This is a genomic window from Pontibacter sp. MBLB2868, from assembly GCF_051904785.1.
Classification (GTDB): domain Bacteria; phylum Bacteroidota; class Bacteroidia; order Cytophagales; family Hymenobacteraceae; genus Pontibacter.
Genome location: NZ_CP196710.1, coordinates 4,363,545 through 4,378,144, shown reverse-complemented (window position 1 = coordinate 4,378,144; position 14,600 = coordinate 4,363,545). Strand labels below are relative to the sequence as shown.

General features: G+C 46.2%; 16 protein-coding genes. 6 read left to right on the top strand and 10 right to left on the bottom strand.

The genetic code is table 11. The features are described from left to right. Positions 1-53: 53 nt before the first annotated feature. Together ACSX1A_RS18770 and ACSX1A_RS18765 are read right to left on the bottom strand one after the other, a co-directional pair. A complete protein-coding gene (locus tag ACSX1A_RS18770; RefSeq protein ID WP_439881173.1) occupies positions 54-839 on the bottom strand; it encodes a TerC family protein in 786 nt (261 codons plus the stop codon). A 130-nt stretch (positions 840-969) separates the two neighbouring features. Beyond that, positions 970-1,467, bottom strand: a complete 498-nt coding sequence (locus tag ACSX1A_RS18765; protein ID WP_439881172.1) for a YajQ family cyclic di-GMP-binding protein — start codon at positions 1,465-1,467, stop codon at positions 970-972. A gap of 92 nt (positions 1,468-1,559) precedes the next feature. Here ACSX1A_RS18765 and ACSX1A_RS18760 point away from each other — a divergent pair, with 92 nt between their 5' ends. The 3 genes from ACSX1A_RS18760 (at position 1,560) to ACSX1A_RS18750 (ending at position 3,598) form a co-directional block, all read left to right on the top strand. Then, positions 1,560-1,991, top strand: a complete 432-nt coding sequence (locus ACSX1A_RS18760; RefSeq protein ID WP_439881171.1) for a GNAT family N-acetyltransferase — start codon at positions 1,560-1,562, stop codon at positions 1,989-1,991. 16 nt (positions 1,992-2,007) lie between these two features. Then, positions 2,008-2,553: a lipocalin family protein gene (locus tag ACSX1A_RS18755; protein ID WP_439881170.1), complete on the top strand. Its 546-nt coding sequence runs from the start codon at positions 2,008-2,010 to the stop codon at positions 2,551-2,553. Positions 2,554-2,656: 103 nt separating this feature from the next. Further along, positions 2,657-3,598, top strand: coding sequence for an alpha/beta hydrolase (locus ACSX1A_RS18750; protein ID WP_439881169.1), 942 nt, complete (start codon positions 2,657-2,659; stop codon positions 3,596-3,598). 334 nt (positions 3,599-3,932) lie between these two features. Here the strand turns inward: ACSX1A_RS18750 and ACSX1A_RS18745 are convergent, their stop codons facing one another. Continuing rightward, positions 3,933-4,169 (bottom strand): hypothetical protein, encoded by a 237-nt coding sequence (locus ACSX1A_RS18745; RefSeq protein ID WP_439881168.1) that lies wholly within the window; start codon positions 4,167-4,169, stop codon positions 3,933-3,935. Positions 4,170-4,318: 149 nt separating this feature from the next. On the opposite strand from ACSX1A_RS18745, the gene ACSX1A_RS18740 reads away from it, so the two are divergent. The 3 genes from ACSX1A_RS18740 (at position 4,319) to ACSX1A_RS18730 (ending at position 8,088) form a co-directional block, all read left to right on the top strand. Continuing rightward, positions 4,319-6,688 carry a TonB-dependent receptor gene (locus ACSX1A_RS18740; protein ID WP_439881167.1) on the top strand — a complete coding sequence of 790 codons (2,370 nt, stop codon included), beginning with the start codon at positions 4,319-4,321 and terminating at the stop codon, positions 6,686-6,688. A 123-nt stretch (positions 6,689-6,811) separates the two neighbouring features. Next, the gene (locus tag ACSX1A_RS18735; protein WP_439881166.1) at positions 6,812-7,438 is read left to right on the top strand and encodes a hypothetical protein; all 627 of its coding nucleotides are present in this window, start codon (positions 6,812-6,814) and stop codon (positions 7,436-7,438) included. A gap of 65 nt (positions 7,439-7,503) precedes the next feature. Next, positions 7,504-8,088: a YfiT family bacillithiol transferase gene (locus ACSX1A_RS18730; protein WP_439881165.1), complete on the top strand. Its 585-nt coding sequence runs from the start codon at positions 7,504-7,506 to the stop codon at positions 8,086-8,088. 21 nt (positions 8,089-8,109) lie between these two features. Here the strand turns inward: ACSX1A_RS18730 and ACSX1A_RS18725 are convergent, their stop codons facing one another. The 7 genes from ACSX1A_RS18725 to ACSX1A_RS18695 form a co-directional block, all read right to left on the bottom strand. Then, on the bottom strand, positions 8,110-9,030 hold the full coding sequence (locus ACSX1A_RS18725; RefSeq protein WP_439881164.1) for an NAD-dependent epimerase/dehydratase family protein: 921 nt from the start codon (positions 9,028-9,030) through the stop codon (positions 8,110-8,112). 293 nt (positions 9,031-9,323) lie between these two features. After that, positions 9,324-9,809: a hypothetical protein gene (locus tag ACSX1A_RS18720; protein WP_439881163.1), complete on the bottom strand. Its 486-nt coding sequence runs from the start codon at positions 9,807-9,809 to the stop codon at positions 9,324-9,326. Between the two features lie 56 nt (positions 9,810-9,865). Next, a complete protein-coding gene (locus ACSX1A_RS18715; RefSeq protein ID WP_439881162.1) occupies positions 9,866-10,360 on the bottom strand; it encodes a GDYXXLXY domain-containing protein in 495 nt (164 codons plus the stop codon). Beyond that, positions 10,350-11,429 (bottom strand): DUF4401 domain-containing protein, encoded by a 1,080-nt coding sequence (locus ACSX1A_RS18710; protein ID WP_439881161.1) that lies wholly within the window; start codon positions 11,427-11,429, stop codon positions 10,350-10,352. Before ACSX1A_RS18710 ends, ACSX1A_RS18715 begins: the two co-directional genes overlap by 11 nt. Then, entirely contained in the window at positions 11,416-12,384 is a 969-nt protein-coding gene (locus tag ACSX1A_RS18705) for a DUF2157 domain-containing protein (RefSeq protein ID WP_439881160.1), read from the bottom strand. Before ACSX1A_RS18705 ends, ACSX1A_RS18710 begins: the two co-directional genes overlap by 14 nt. A gap of 57 nt (positions 12,385-12,441) precedes the next feature. Further along, positions 12,442-13,833, bottom strand: coding sequence for a CPBP family glutamic-type intramembrane protease (locus ACSX1A_RS18700; RefSeq protein ID WP_439881159.1), 1,392 nt, complete (start codon positions 13,831-13,833; stop codon positions 12,442-12,444). Positions 13,834-13,971: 138 nt separating this feature from the next. Next, entirely contained in the window at positions 13,972-14,505 is a 534-nt protein-coding gene (locus ACSX1A_RS18695) for a DUF2911 domain-containing protein (RefSeq protein WP_439881158.1), read from the bottom strand. Positions 14,506-14,600: the final 95 nt, after the last annotated feature.

Here is a 14,600-nt window from a genome sequence, read left to right as displayed (position 1 = left end):
AAAGCGGCGGCACCCCTGACAGATGCCGCCGCTTTTAGTTTTGTATGAAACAGTTATACAACTCTCTCCTCTTCTTCCGGTTCAAGCACCTCGTTCTGGCGCAGATGCACAGGAACAGTTTTTTTGCGTAACTGCATGTTCAGCATTTCCACTAACAGCGAGAAGAACATTGCAAAATAAATGTAACCTTTAGGTATGTGCTGATGCAGCGCCTCAACTACCAGCATGAAGCCAATCAATATAAGAAAAGCCAGGGCAAGCATTTTAACAGTAGGATGTTTGTTCACGAAATCACTGACATACTTTGCGAACGCCAGCATAATACCCATAGCCAGTATAACAGCAATTATCATGATGATCACTTCCTGTGCCAGTCCTACTGCTGTAAGGATAGAGTCGAATGAGAAGACGATGTCGATGATTACGATCTGCACGAGTATTTTACCCATGGTGGCATGCACCTTAGCTTTGCCAGGTTCTTCTTCCTCGCCTTCCAGTTTATTGTGTATTTCAGTAGTACTCTTCGCCAGCAGGAACAACCCTCCGGCAAAAAGGATGATATCTCGCCATGACACCGCAAAATCAGATTCGGTAAACGGCAGATTTATACTAAATAACGGAGCGCTTGCCCCAACTATCCAGGAAATAAACAGCAGCAGTATAATACGAAAAACCAAGGCTAACGAAAGGCCGATAGTGCGCCCCTTTGCCTGTTGCTCATGAGGTAGCCTGCCTATCACAATCGAAATGAATACAATATTATCGATACCCAACACCACCTCCATAAAGGTTAAGGTGAGCAAGCTTATCCACGTATCCGGATTAGCAAAAATTTCCATATTAAACTTATTAAAAATTATTCTGCACTAAGCAAAGCGATCAATTAGCACGTTTACATGTATTGAGAACAAGAAACACCCATGTTGCTGGACCAAAACAAGCAACTAAAAAGTAGTTTACGAGGTCGTATTAACCTTTCATGTTCACATACTGCAACGGCATGCCTATTTCTTCACTGTTGCTTCGCATCAGGGCGATTACCTCTTGCAGGTCGTCAATTTTTTTCCCGGTTACCCGAATGGTTTCATCCATCATGGCCGCCGACACTTTCATCTTACTATCCTTAATGATCTTCATGATCTTTTTGGAAGTCTCTTTGTCGATACCTGCTTTTACTTTGATGTCTTTTTTCACCATCGCGCCAGACTGGTAAGCTTCTTTTGAGAAGTCAAGTGCTGTTGCATCTAACCCCTGCTTCACCATTTTACCGATCAGCACATCCTCGGTGTGTTGCACGCGCATTTCGTTTTCCATGCTGATGTGCACCTCACTGTTCTTTTTATCGTACTCCAATGTGCCTTTGGTATCGCGGAAGTCATAACGGTTCATGATTTCCTTGCGTGCCACGTTCACAGCATTATCCATGATCTGCGGATCCACTTTACTTACAATATCAAAAGATGCCATAGTGTTTTTAATACTTTATACTTTGAAAATTGATTTTACCTATCTTAACCTGACAAAGTTATTCTTTTGATGTGAAGAAGCTATATTGTCAAATGCATATAATTGAACCTACCACCCCTGAGCAGTTTGAGAAATACTACCGCCTCCGCTTTGAAACCCTGCGCCAGCCGTGGGGGCAGCCCCAGGGCAGTGAGCAGGCAGCAGACGATGCTACTGCCACACACGCCATGATGGTAACTAACGCCGGCGATGCTATAGGTGTTTGCCGGGTGCACCTCAGCACGCCACAGGAGGCGCAGGTGCGCTTTATGGGCATCCGAAGCGACATGCAGGGAAAAAAACTCGGCGATCAGCTAATGCAGTATGTGGAGCAGCGCGCCCGTGAGATGGGTGCAACGAACATAATGCTGCATGCACGTGAGAATGCTGTAAACTTTTACCGCCGCAACGGGTATCAGGTAGTGGAAGAATCATACCTGCTGTTTGGCTCCATTCAACACTATAAAATGGCCAAGCAGCTTTAATATACCTGTTTTGGCAATGAAGAAGAACACCAGATTACTCATTAGTGCCGGTGCCCTGGCCTTAGGGGCATGGGTTATCAGCAGCTGCAGCAAAAAAAATTTGCCACTAGAAACTGTGCCAAACGTGGACCTGAACAAGTATGAAGGCCGTTGGTATGAGTTCGCTTCGCTGCCGAAGCGTTTCGAAAAAGGCTGCCACTGTGTTTATGCAGAGTATAAACAAAATCCAGAAGGATATGTAGAGGTGTATAACTACTGCCGCAAAGGTGGCCCGGAAGGCAAAGAAAAGAGTGTACAAGGAAAAGCTTTTCCGGTAGAAGGCAGCAACAACAGCAAGTTAAAGGTACAGTTCTTCTGGCCCTTCCGGGGCGACTACTGGATACTGGAGCTAGACCCCGACTACCAGCACGTACTTGTGGGCTCACCGGATCGGGAAAGTCTCTGGATCCTCTCCCGAACTCCTGTGCTGGACGAAGCTGTTTACAACCTGATGGTGCAACAGGCAAAGAGCAAGGGTTTCCCGGTGGAGCAGCTGGAGAAAACGGATCAGAGTTGTTATTGATGGTGTAAGCCGGGAGGCTATAGTAATCAATAGCTGTTGCAGTGCAGCCATCAGTAGCTGTTATCGGCCGTATATAGAGATAATGGTTAGGAAAAATTCAAACATGAAACAACTCATCCTACTTTGCCATTTTATATGTTTTATTCTGCCTGTCACTGCTTTTGCTCAAATTCCTCATGTGTCTGCAGGCCAGATAAAGCGGCTGGAGAACTTTAATTCAAAGTATGTCGCACCTCGCAATGTAGATGTATGGCTGCCGGCCAGCTATAATCCCGGTAAAAAATATGCGGTTGTGTACATGCATGATGGGCAAATGCTATTTGACTCCACACTCACCTGGAATAATCAGGAATGGGGAGTAGATGAAACCATGAGCCGGCTGATGCAGGAAAATAAGATCGAAGATTGCATTGTAGTAGGAATCTGGAACTCCGGCAAAAGCAGGCACTCAGACTACTTTCCGCAAAAGCCCTTTGAGAGTCTGCCGCAGGATTACCAGGATCAGTTAACAGTGATACCAAAAGGGATTAAAGAGATGATCCTTTTCTCTTCCGGAGTGCAGTCTGACAAATACCTCAAATTCCTGGTAACGGAACTAAAACCCTATATTGACAGCACCTTCTCAACAAAACCTGACAGAGAAAACACCTTTATACTTGGCTCCAGTATGGGTGGGCTGGTCTCGGCGTACGCTATCTGCGAATATCCCGAAGTATTCGGTGGGGCAGCGTGTTTGTCTACTCACTGGATTGGCACCTTCACAACCCGGAACAACCCGATACCTGCAGCCTTTATGGCCTATCTGAAAGAAAACCTGCCCTCTCCGGAAACTCACCGGATATATTTCGATTACGGCACAGAAACACTGGATGCCCTTTACGAACCTTATCAAAAACAGGTAGATGAGATCATGAAGGAAAAGGGCTATACTTCACAGAGCTGGATCACGAAGAAGTTTGAAGGAGAAGATCATTCGGAACGAGCGTGGAGGAAAAGGCTGGCAACCCCGGTTAGATTCCTTCTTGGGAATAAGAAAGGACAGTAATCAGAAAGCACCCAATGAGCAGGAACCATCGCACCAACCTTTCGTATTAATAATTCTCTTATTATTTGAATATATCAAACAAATCATAAAGCACCGAACTAAAGACAACTATGGTGAAACTATACAAGTATTTGTTGTTTACTGCCTTTGCAGGACTTTTATCCTGCTCTGAGAAAGAGCAAAGCGCTACTACTACAACTGCACCCCTTAATGCTACACCCCCTGCTCAAGCAACTGGTAGCACAGCACAAGCAGCAGAGCCTTTAAATCCAGCACATGGACAACCAAATCATCGCTGCGACATTCCAGTGGGCGTGCCATTAAGTATGCCGGCTCAGCCCAGGCTAAACGTGCCACAATCGTTTACACCACCGCCATTGGAAGCATCTAAAGCAGTAGCAGCATCCGGAATAAACCCACCGCACGGACAGCCAGGCCATGATTGTTCTGTAGCAGTTGGTGCACCGTTAAATAAATAGTCCACTCGTTTCTCATCCATGATAGCAACGGGCATCTGTATCAGGTTCAGCAAAAAGCCTGATACAGATGCCCGTTGTTTAGTTACATCCATACTATACACCCCTCATAACAGTTAACTTCCTTTTCAAACCTGGAGCTTCACCAAACACATTGGCATAATTCCCTTCCCATTTATTGAATTTCTAATCTTATACTTACCTTTGCGGCCTGAAACGCGAATAACCACTACCAAATAAAACTATGACTATTAATTTTTACCTCAGGCACCTGCTTGTGCTGGCACTACTGTGCCTCCCTTTTGCCTCTGTTGGGCAGCAATTGACCCAAACCATCCGCGGCCGCATCATCGATAAAGAGTCCCAGGAACCCCTGATAGGTGCTACCATTGCCATCGTGACCACTAATCCCCCTGTCGGTGCTTCAACGGATGCCATGGGTAATTTCCGGTTAGATAAAGTGCCCGTTGGTCGCCATACGTTACGCGTAAGTTATGTAGGATATGAGGAGCAGGTGCTTCCCGAACTTCTACTGGGATCGGGTAAAGAGCTTATACTTACTATAGGTTTGGGCGAGTCTTTTAAAACCCTGAAGGAAGTTGTGATCAATGCAGAGGAGCAAAGCAAGGGCAATCCGTTAAATGAGATGGCAATGATCAGCTCCCGCTCCATTGCCGTGGAAGAGACAAAGCGCTATGCCGCCAGTTTAAACGATCCTGCCCGTGCTGCCCAGAACTACGCCGGTGTTGGTATCAGCCAGGATATCAGCAACGAAATTGTAGTGCGTGGTAACTCTCCTCGTGGAGTTTTGTGGCGCATTGAGGGCGTGGAAGTACCCAACCCCAGCCATTTTGCCGAAGAAGGTGCAGCAGGTGGCGCCGTCAGTATCCTGAGTGTTAACATGCTTGACAACTCTGATTTCAACACAGGTGCTTTTCCTGCCGAGTATGGCAACGCTCTGTCAGGCATCTTCGACATTCGCTTACGCAATGGTAACAATGAGAAGCGTGAGTATGCGTTTCAGGCCGGCTTGCTGGGTGTTGACTTCGCAGTAGAAGGCCCGTTCAAGAAAGGATCAAAAGCGTCCTATCTGGCTAACTACCGTTACTCCACCCTGGCTATGCTTAACAAACTTGGTGTAGCAGTTACTGGTGAGTCCGTACCTGTTTTTCAGGATTTCTCATTTAAAGTGCATGTACCAACTCCAAAGGCAGGCGTTTTCTCTTTTTGGGGGCTTGGCGGCATCAGCAGACAGGATATGAACGCTGCCCGTGACACAAGCGAATGGGAAGGACACTGGGATCGTTTTGATCAGCGCTTTACAGGCAGCATGGGGGCAGCCGGGATATCACATATGCTTTTCATGGACAAGGACGCTTACCTGGAGACATCCCTGACAATGTCTGGCAACAACAACCAGATAACAGCAGATTCCCTGTCAACAGATTTCAACAACTTCCCTTTTTACCACCAGAACTTTAGCTACAACGCAGTACGCTTTTCAACGCTTTACAACCGCAAAGTAAACAACCGCCATACTTTCAGAACAGGTTTTATCCTGAGCGGACTTGGCTACAACGCATTTGCGGAGGGGCAGAACGATGATTTCGAGCAGGAGCGTTTTATTGAAGAACAAGGAAACACCTACCTCACCCAGGCTTATGCGCAATGGAAATACCGCCTGACAGAAAAGTTTACTTTTAACACAGGTTTGCACACCATGTACCTGGGCCTAAACGGAAACACGAGCCTGGAGCCACGCCTTGGCCTTAAGTGGCAAGTGAATGCTGCCCGATCTTTCAGTGCCGGCTTTGGCTTGCACAGCAGACACGAAGCTATGTCGACTTACTTTACGCGGCAAAACCTAAAAGGGGATGCTTATACATTACCAAACAAAGGCTTGGGCTTTACTCGTGCAGCTCATTATGTGCTGGGCTATGACCAGATGCTGCGCGAAGACTTACGCTTGAAAGTTGAGACGTATTATCAGCACCTGTTCAATGTGCCGATCGGGGTCGGACCGAACAGCACTTTCTCCTCGATCAACTACGAAGACGGTTTTACCACTGACAGCCTTACAAATAAAGGTACCGGCCGCAACTATGGCCTTGAGCTCACGCTGGAGAAATTTTTTACAAATAACTATTACTTCCTGCTTACCTCTTCCTTGTATGAATCCAAGTATACGGCAGCCGATGGAGTAGAGCGCAGCACCCGCTTCAACGGACAGTACATTGTTAATTTCCTGGCCGGAAAGGAGTTTAAGGTTGGCCGGAACAAGCAAAACCTGATCAGCACCAACATAAAACTAATGGCAGCTGGCGGCAACCGTTACACTCCTGTCGACCTGCAAAGCTCTATAGAATCGGGCCATGAGCAACTGCAAAAAGATCAGCCTTACTCCATACAGGCCGATGACTATTTCAGGTCGGATATCCGGGTAAGTTACCGCAAGAACAATCCGAAAGCATCCTACATCATCTCCCTAGACATACAAAATATTACCAACCGCTTAAACGTGTATGGCACTTATTACGACAACACTAAAAAAGACATCATCACTATTTACCAGAACGGTATGATACCGGTGCTGAATTACCGGATCGAATTTTAATTTTAATCATATACCTAATGAATAATACTACAGCGGCAGGACATACGTTCTGCCGCTGTGTTTTTAGCCGCAAATGGCTTAAACGACTTTTTTTACGTTACAGTAATGCAATTTAATTAATACATGAAGAGCTTAAACCAATTAGTGCTTTTGCTGATGTGTGCTGCCTTTTTTGCCTGTGGTACTGAGAACGGGAAAGAAGAAGCAACCGCAGAAGAAACCGAAAATATTCAAACTGCCGTACCAGCTGAGGCTGAAACACCTGTTGATGCGATCAGCTACCAGGAAAGCTTAAAAGCCGGCGGCATGAAATTTAATATCAGCACGACCGGCATGGGATCGATGCGTAACCTGACGGTGGTGGCGGAGCGCGACGAGCAGCCATCAACCCGTATAGATGAAGCAATAGAAGGCTCTGTTACAAACACCGCGGTAACCGACCTGAACCAGAATAAAAAGCCTGAGGTGCTGGTGTTTGTAGATAGTGGAGGCAGCGGCAGTTATGGCCAACTGTACGGCTATGAGTTTGAGCGGGAGTACTGGGGGCAGTTAAAGTTGCCGGAGCTTAGTCCTGCTTTACAGAAAGATTACATGGGGCACGATAAATTTGAAGTGGTAGGCAATCGCCTTGTGCGCACATTTCCTGTTTACCTTGACACAGACCCAAACTGCTGCCCTACCGGTGGGAAACACACCATTGTGTATACCCTGGATAACGCCTTGAACCTGCAGGTGGAAAAGGTGGATTAGTTTGTTTAGAATTCGTAAAACAGAGCTGAGCTGTTGCTATCTCTTTCATTTTAACACCTAATACCATGTCAGAAGAAGAACTGGAAAAACTACGTTACCCAATTGGTAAGTTTAATATGGAACAGCATATTACAGATGAGCACGTGGAACAGTTTATACTATCTATCGGGCAGTTACCAGCTAAACTTCGCCAGACGCTGGGAAACATGACCCCGGAGCAGTGGGACACTCCTTACCGCCCGGATGGCTGGACAGTTCGCCAGGTAATCCATCATATACCTGATAGCCACCTAAATGGCTATACCCGGCTAAAAATTGCCCTCACAGAAGAGATACCAACTATCCGCACCTATAACCAGGAAGAGTGGGCGGAGCTGCTCGATAGTACACAGGGGGATCCGGAGATATCGCTTTCGCTGCTTGCAGCTTTACATATGCGCTGGGTTCTACTCTTAAAGACCCTTACACCAGAACAGCTGAACCGCAGGCTCATACACCCTGAGTCAGGGGAGTGCACGATCAGGCAAAATATTGGTGTTTACGCCTGGCACGGAGAGCACCACCTGGCTCAGATACAGGCGTTGAAAGACCGCAAAGGATGGAGCACCGAAGCGCAAATAACAGACATGAACAATACAACTTCTTTATAACCCGCGCCTAAAATTGCCTCATTAACTACCTGCCGACATTACCGCTTTTACAGCTTCTTCCGGGGCAACAGGTACATAGCCAAAACGTTTCTCAAACTTGGAGCTGTCAAAAAAGTAATCCCTGTCATATTGGTACAGCATTTCCCTGAATTCGCGCATTATCGGCATGAACAGGCCAAGCATTCCTATCATCCACTTTGGCAACACGGTCAGGCGCGGTTCTTTATGAAGTTCTTCTGCAAAAAGCTTTACCCAATCTCTGCCAGTTAGCTGCTTATGGCTGGTTGGCAGGTGCCATACCTGGTTGTAGGCATCTGGGGTGTTACCAAGCAGAGCAGTGGCTTTAGCGGCCTCAGGTGTAAAGGTAAAGCTGTGAATTTTGTCTGCTGAAGCAAACCACATGGCCTTTTTACCCTTCCTTAAGTTATTACCTACTGTTTCTACCAGCACACTTTTATCAGATGGGCCAATAAAATCAGCTGCACGTGCAATCAGGGCGGTCAAGTTCCCCTGGCTTACTTCATCCAGCAGCATCTGAGCTATTCTTGCCCTTACCTCTCCTTTCTTGCTGATAGGGTTTATGGGAGTTTCCTCGGTCATGTGGTGCATGTGCGAGGGGTCGTACATGTACACATTGTCGAAAAACACGAGCTTAGCACCATGCTTTTTGCAGGCATCAATCACGTTACGCATCAGGCGTGGCCATTGCTCCTGCCAAACGCTGGCCTTATACGCTAACCCGGCAACTAAATAAACTACTTCTGAACCCGCCACAGCACGTTCAACTTGCCCGGCATCGGTCAGGTCTGCGGGAAAAAGCTCGTCAGAAGGGTTTACTTTTTCAGGTTTGCGGCTCACCAGCCTTACCTTGTCTGTATATGTCAGGAGTTCTTTGGCAAGCGGTATACCGATGGTACCACCTGCCCCAAGTATAGTTTGCATAATGGGATGGTTTAAAATATAGTTCTATTATTTGCTGATGTTCCTGGTAGTACCTTCAACCCAACCCAATACCCAACTATCTTCCCATTTTCATTACACCTGGAAATATCTTATCACTATCTGAAGGGCTATTTAATCCCTCAGGCAGGCCATGTAAAGCTACGGAAATACCTTTTGTCAAAACACGCTAGATGTGAACTTTCTTTCCCGGCAATCACGTGCTAACTGGCAGGTCACCTACCCTCCTACATCTTTCTATTGCCGCTTATATTAAGTGATGTCTCATTAACCGACTAATAATACTTCATCTCTGTCAGGTCACGTAATTCTGAACTCAGGTCTTGTGCAATCTGCACCATTTCTTGCAGGGCTTTTTCTTTTTTGTCCCGTTGCAGCAGGTGCAGCTTGGTGCCATCTGTCAACAGGAGGTAGCCGTCAAATTTTTCCATTGTCGTACCAGCCATTGAGCCCCTCGACTCCATTATTTTACTATACTTATTTTTTTTGAGGTACAGAAACTCAAAGCCTTGCAATGGTATTTTTTTTCCAAAGGTGATTCCTGCAAGAGTTCCCCCTTCGCGGTAAGTCATGTGTTGCAGGTCGAATGTTAACTGATAATAGGTAAATTGTGTGATAAGGCAGGCCGGTAAAAATAGCCAGGCGGTGATGGAACCATCCCATATAAAAAGTAGTGCAAAAATTGTGGAGATCCACCCAAACGCCCTGACTGCTGAACTGAAATATTTTCCTGTATTGTAAGTATATACGGCTGTACTCATCTCCATTTTAATATGCTGCTAAGTTCATTTTATGATGTTGATTTAAAAATTTGATATTAGTTTCCGGGCTGAATTAACTGTCTCTTTTTATTAAAAAGCCCCACCAAGATGCTGTTGCCCTTATCATCTACCTTAAGGCCTCCGTATTCAGCCTGCTCAAAAAATCTCCCCTGCCCTTCCTCAAAAAAGTATGCTTCTGCACCAATGGTAACCCGCTGTTCAACTTTGTTATACTTTATCAGTTGTTCGCTCTGGCGCGGGGGCGTTCGTTCTTGCTGGTATCGCAGCAGTTGCGCCACCCCCTGCTCATCCAGTTTCACGACGGCATACCCTTTGGCTGGAAGTTTATCCGGATCTTCGGTTTGGCTAATGGCATAATTCAACTGCATGTAATCGCCCTGCATCAGGGAACGCGGATCTACGGGAGCTAATTTCAGAAGCACCAGTTTTCCTTCGGCCAGGGTTTCCTCCTTCTCTACTACCGACCAGTTAAAAAGGCCTAGCACCAGCAGCAGGTTTACAAGTATAACAATGCCTCTTTTAGTCAGCATAGGATCTAATAAGTTTGTTAACCACCCAAAAACATAACAGGAACAACAGTCCGCTTGCCACCAACACAGCTGATTTTGCAAGCAGGGTCATGTGCAGGTCATAGTAGTACATAAAAATAAAGTATGCCAGCGCCACCAATCCTACCCAGAAACCTGTTTTGTGGCCTATATAAAAACTAGAAAGCAGAACAAGCAGTGCACCAGGGACCGATGGTGTAAATATAGTCGGGGCAAGCACAATGCAGCAGCTAACCAGGACAAGGAGCTGCATTTTGGAATTGGCAGGAGCCGCATCTTGTAGCACCTTGTAAACCAGCAGCAACAGACAAACGCTCAAAGCCAGGCTTGATACCCAATAATGTTCTATGGAAGTGGATAAAAACTTTTGATGCACCAAAAGTCCCAAAGTTGCCACTAAAGAAAAGATAACTCCCATCCTGAGTGACCCATACTTTAAATTTAGCTTAGAAGATGAGGCCACTAACTTTGACTCGTTCAGGCTCATATACGTAAGGGTGGTGCCTAAAACTACCAGCAACACATGCGATAGATCGTATAGCTTTTGCAGGAAGATCAGGCCGAGCAGGCTACCATTAAGCACCAGCACCGCCATAAAAACGCTTATGGCACTCCTTGACAGTAACAGAGCTAGCGTAGATGCGCAGGCAAGTACTAAGGCAACTATACTTCCGCTATCAGATAATTGCCCTGTTCCTATAGCCAACAGCACATACCCGGTGATATAAAGCGCTACACCCACAGAATCTGTTGTAGCGTCTTCCTTATACCTGATCAGCAACTCAGCCCCTACCAGAAACCCCAAGCCAAAGAGCAACAGCCCTAAACCAGACTCATAAAGCCCTGCAGAAAGGAAAAAGCCAACAAAAGTAGAGGTGCCCAGCAAGCCACCTAAAATTGTCAGCACTTTTATCGGCAGCTTCTTTACAACTGCACCGTTATCCCGGGCCACTTCTTGGTCAATACCAGCTCTATCGTAAATAAAGCCATCCTGCTCCCGCTCAATATCGTGCAGAAGCGCCTCTATTTGTTGCGCTTTAGTACTTTCCATGCCATTGTCGGTTTAATTTGCCCAGGTACTGAATAAGCAAGGTAATGCTTGCCATCACAAACAGCGTAGCCAATAGCAGGATAAGCTCAGGCACGTTCTCACCTAACTTCACTATTATTGCGGTAACAACGGCAATGCCACTGAACGGAACAGCAGACAGGTAAAACAACTCTCTGATTTTATGCCCGTACCAGATCGCGCTGCCATACATGACTAGGCCAAGTACATAGGCCGCGCCGTAATCCTCTGCCAAACCGGTAAAGAGCAGGGAGATCATACTTATTGTGATCGCAATGAGCGCAAACAGGCTCACGATCCGGGGAAACCACCTGTGCTGCTCCTGCACCTTTCCATTAGCCCTTAAAAACTCCCACGCAATTACAGCAGCTGCGTTCAGGATAAAAAGTACATCTAAAACCACAGCAAATGTCCAGTGGGTGGCTACTTGTTGCGTGTACAGCCAAAAGGTGGTATTTAGCAGCGCCAGAAAAATAAACCACAGCGGCTGGAAGTTTGCCACCAGCACCCATAGCACCACGCAGTAGGTCCACCCGAAAAAGAAGTCGAACGCGTTGGCCCCGGTTTGGTATACCTGCCCGAAAACGGCAAAAAGCACTCCTACCAACATGGCGCTGGCTGTTAACAGCACATTTTTAATTGTCTGGTTGAGGTGTGTAAAAAGTGCGGCTGCGGTGGTGGCTAACAGCAGAAGCTCCAGGAGTCCGAGCTTCAGAAACTTGTGCATGTCTGCCCAGTTGTAGGCAAAAAAGAAGATGATGCCGGCAATGGTAAAGCTGGCCCCGATCCCGAGGAGGAACAGCCGGATAAAAGCAGCCCAGTTTCGGGAGGTAGGGTAAACCTCCATCTGCCGCAGTCTGGCATCTATACCAGCTGCTTTCCAATTGCTGTGCCTGGCTATGATATGGATCAGCGCACGATTTATCTCTTGCTTCATTGCAAAGCCTCAAAATTAAAATCTTCGAAAAGCTACGGCTAACACACCGGCAGCAGCTTATTTTTCAAAAGTCACGAGCGCCTGCTCAGCCATTATCCTCCGCGCCTGCACACTTATACCATAACGGGCATTTAGCTCTTCTTTTAGTTGCTCAAATCCTGCCCTGGCAAATGTAAAATTATACTTATCAGTGTCTTCAGTTTGATTTACAAGTGTAACATTATATGCCTCACCCACTGTTTTAAGCAGGTCATTGAGGGTTACATTTTCCAGGATGATGGTTTTGGGTTCTACTACAGTTTTTAACAAACCGTCGGCAGCCACGGCATGGTGGTCCAACTTACTACTGTCCGTAATGGCCATGTCCCATACTTCTTTTTCATAGCTTGAAGTGGCAATATCAAAATGATAGAGCTTTTGAAGGCCCTCCAGCATGCGTTTGTTTCCTTGCTTAAAGTCCTCGTTATACCCTTTATAGGTCAGGTTTATGGTTCTGTTCAAGTGGCCATTCTCTCCAAACTGCACTGACACCTGTTCTTTTCGAAGCAGGTTGCCAATTACCTCGTCCAGTTTCATGTTTGTAAAACTAACAGATACAACAGAGTCATTTTGGCCATAAGTAGCTGTTTGAGTGGTTGGCGCTTTCAGCATGTGCTCCTCCACTTTCAGAGCATACTTATCGTTGCTGATGTTTATCTTTTCCTCTACTCCATTCATAGCAAGCAAGGCTATCGTGAAGAAAAATGCATTATGGCCTGCATGCAGCGCATAACCCCAGAAAAAGCCTTGTCTCACACGTATATAGCCAAATAATAACCCACCGACCAGTTGAGGAGCAACCAGGAGCGGAGACAGCAGCAGAAGTGTAGTAGAGTACTCGAAATTTGTGAGATGCACAAAGCCAAAAAGCAGGGCGACCACATAAAAAATGACCTTATACATCCGGGCCCATCTTGGCCGCAAAAACTCACCGATTATAGTTGAGGAATAGCTCAGGAAAAGTATAAGCAACAGACCAAACGTTGCCAGTACCACCAAAGCCCAGGTAAGTGGTAGCACGGAATAAGCGTAACCTGCACTTACCAGCAGCAGCGCTACAAAGAAGAACACCAGGTAGCCTTTACTGAACCGTAAGCCATATCTGAACAGGAACTCTTCCAAAAAAGGTACAACTACTATACCTGCCAGCAGAAAACCCCAAACCGGCATCGTACGCATCAGTTCCGCTAAGGCATGATTATCCATGTTGTACCAGCCCAGCGTTTCGATTAGCCCTATTACTCCGGTAAGTGCCATACAAATAGCAATATCCAGGAGAAACACCAGCAGGAGCACCCGTACCTTACCTGAAGTACTTAAGGCAGTATTTGCCCTGTCAACAGGGTTCTTCAGAAAAGCCCGAAGGTCCGTAATTGTTTGATTCAGGTGATAGGGTACAGATTTAAACATGCGAAAGGAAATAATGATTGGTACAATTGCTAGTTAATTTCATTAATATATGAAAATTACTTTATTTAGCTATCCTTACCTAATAAAAAAGCGGCAGTTACTTCACAGTAACCGCCGCTTTCATTTATATTCCGATGGCTACTTCTTCGCAGTAACCACTACAGGTACTTCCAGATTCTCCCATAACAGTACCAGGCCATCTTTGGTAACTTCATACTTCAGGCGCTCGTTCATGGTAGCCGATTTTTTTGGCTTCACCATCACACGAAGCGCATCCTGCCCTTTATCATACTCTGTGCCCCATTGCTTGGCCACTTTATTAAATATCACTGTCCACTGATCTTCGCCAGGTATTGTATAAAAGCTGTAAGTACCTGCCGGCAATGGCTGACCTTCTACCATCACATCTTTATCGAACGTAACTGTTGTGGCCTCGTTAGCTCCTGCACGCCACACCTCTCCGTAAGGCACCAGATCTCCCCATATGGTGCGGCCTTTAACCGCAGGGCTACTATAATCTACTGTAACCATGGCACCCCCTACTTTACCCGTAGCCTTTGCAGGCGGACTTGGGCGTTTAGACTTATCCTGATCCTGCGCCATAACGCTTGTTGTAAAAAGCATGCCGATTACCAGCATAGCGAGCAGACTTAAAATCCGTGTATTTTTCATAAGCTATTTTGTATGGTTAAGTATTGATGTAAAACGACTTAGGTACTCCAATAGTATGTTTTTGCCCTTTATCATAACTTGCAGAGCAACAAGTA

What these genes read in the sequence shown, in the direction of transcription:
- ACSX1A_RS18770 (WP_439881173.1), bottom strand. Translation starts at nt 839, where the DNA reads ATGGAAATTTTTGCTAATCCGGATACGTGGATAAGCTTGCTCACCTTA.
- ACSX1A_RS18765 (WP_439881172.1), bottom strand. Translation starts at nt 1,467, where the DNA reads ATGGCATCTTTTGATATTGTAAGTAAAGTGGATCCGCAGATCATGGAT.
- ACSX1A_RS18760 (WP_439881171.1), top strand. Translation starts at nt 1,560, where the DNA reads ATGCATATAATTGAACCTACCACCCCTGAGCAGTTTGAGAAATACTAC.
- ACSX1A_RS18755 (WP_439881170.1), top strand. Translation starts at nt 2,008, where the DNA reads ATGAAGAAGAACACCAGATTACTCATTAGTGCCGGTGCCCTGGCCTTA.
- ACSX1A_RS18750 (WP_439881169.1), top strand. Translation starts at nt 2,657, where the DNA reads ATGAAACAACTCATCCTACTTTGCCATTTTATATGTTTTATTCTGCCT.
- ACSX1A_RS18745 (WP_439881168.1), bottom strand. Translation starts at nt 4,169, where the DNA reads ATGGATGTAACTAAACAACGGGCATCTGTATCAGGCTTTTTGCTGAAC.
- ACSX1A_RS18740 (WP_439881167.1), top strand. Translation starts at nt 4,319, where the DNA reads ATGACTATTAATTTTTACCTCAGGCACCTGCTTGTGCTGGCACTACTG.
- ACSX1A_RS18735 (WP_439881166.1), top strand. Translation starts at nt 6,812, where the DNA reads ATGAAGAGCTTAAACCAATTAGTGCTTTTGCTGATGTGTGCTGCCTTT.
- ACSX1A_RS18730 (WP_439881165.1), top strand. Translation starts at nt 7,504, where the DNA reads ATGTCAGAAGAAGAACTGGAAAAACTACGTTACCCAATTGGTAAGTTT.
- ACSX1A_RS18725 (WP_439881164.1), bottom strand. Translation starts at nt 9,030, where the DNA reads ATGCAAACTATACTTGGGGCAGGTGGTACCATCGGTATACCGCTTGCC.
- ACSX1A_RS18720 (WP_439881163.1), bottom strand. Translation starts at nt 9,809, where the DNA reads ATGAGTACAGCCGTATATACTTACAATACAGGAAAATATTTCAGTTCA.
- ACSX1A_RS18715 (WP_439881162.1), bottom strand. Translation starts at nt 10,360, where the DNA reads ATGCTGACTAAAAGAGGCATTGTTATACTTGTAAACCTGCTGCTGGTG.
- ACSX1A_RS18710 (WP_439881161.1), bottom strand. Translation starts at nt 11,429, where the DNA reads ATGGAAAGTACTAAAGCGCAACAAATAGAGGCGCTTCTGCACGATATT.
- ACSX1A_RS18705 (WP_439881160.1), bottom strand. Translation starts at nt 12,384, where the DNA reads ATGAAGCAAGAGATAAATCGTGCGCTGATCCATATCATAGCCAGGCAC.
- ACSX1A_RS18700 (WP_439881159.1), bottom strand. Translation starts at nt 13,833, where the DNA reads ATGTTTAAATCTGTACCCTATCACCTGAATCAAACAATTACGGACCTT.
- ACSX1A_RS18695 (WP_439881158.1), bottom strand. Translation starts at nt 14,505, where the DNA reads ATGAAAAATACACGGATTTTAAGTCTGCTCGCTATGCTGGTAATCGGC.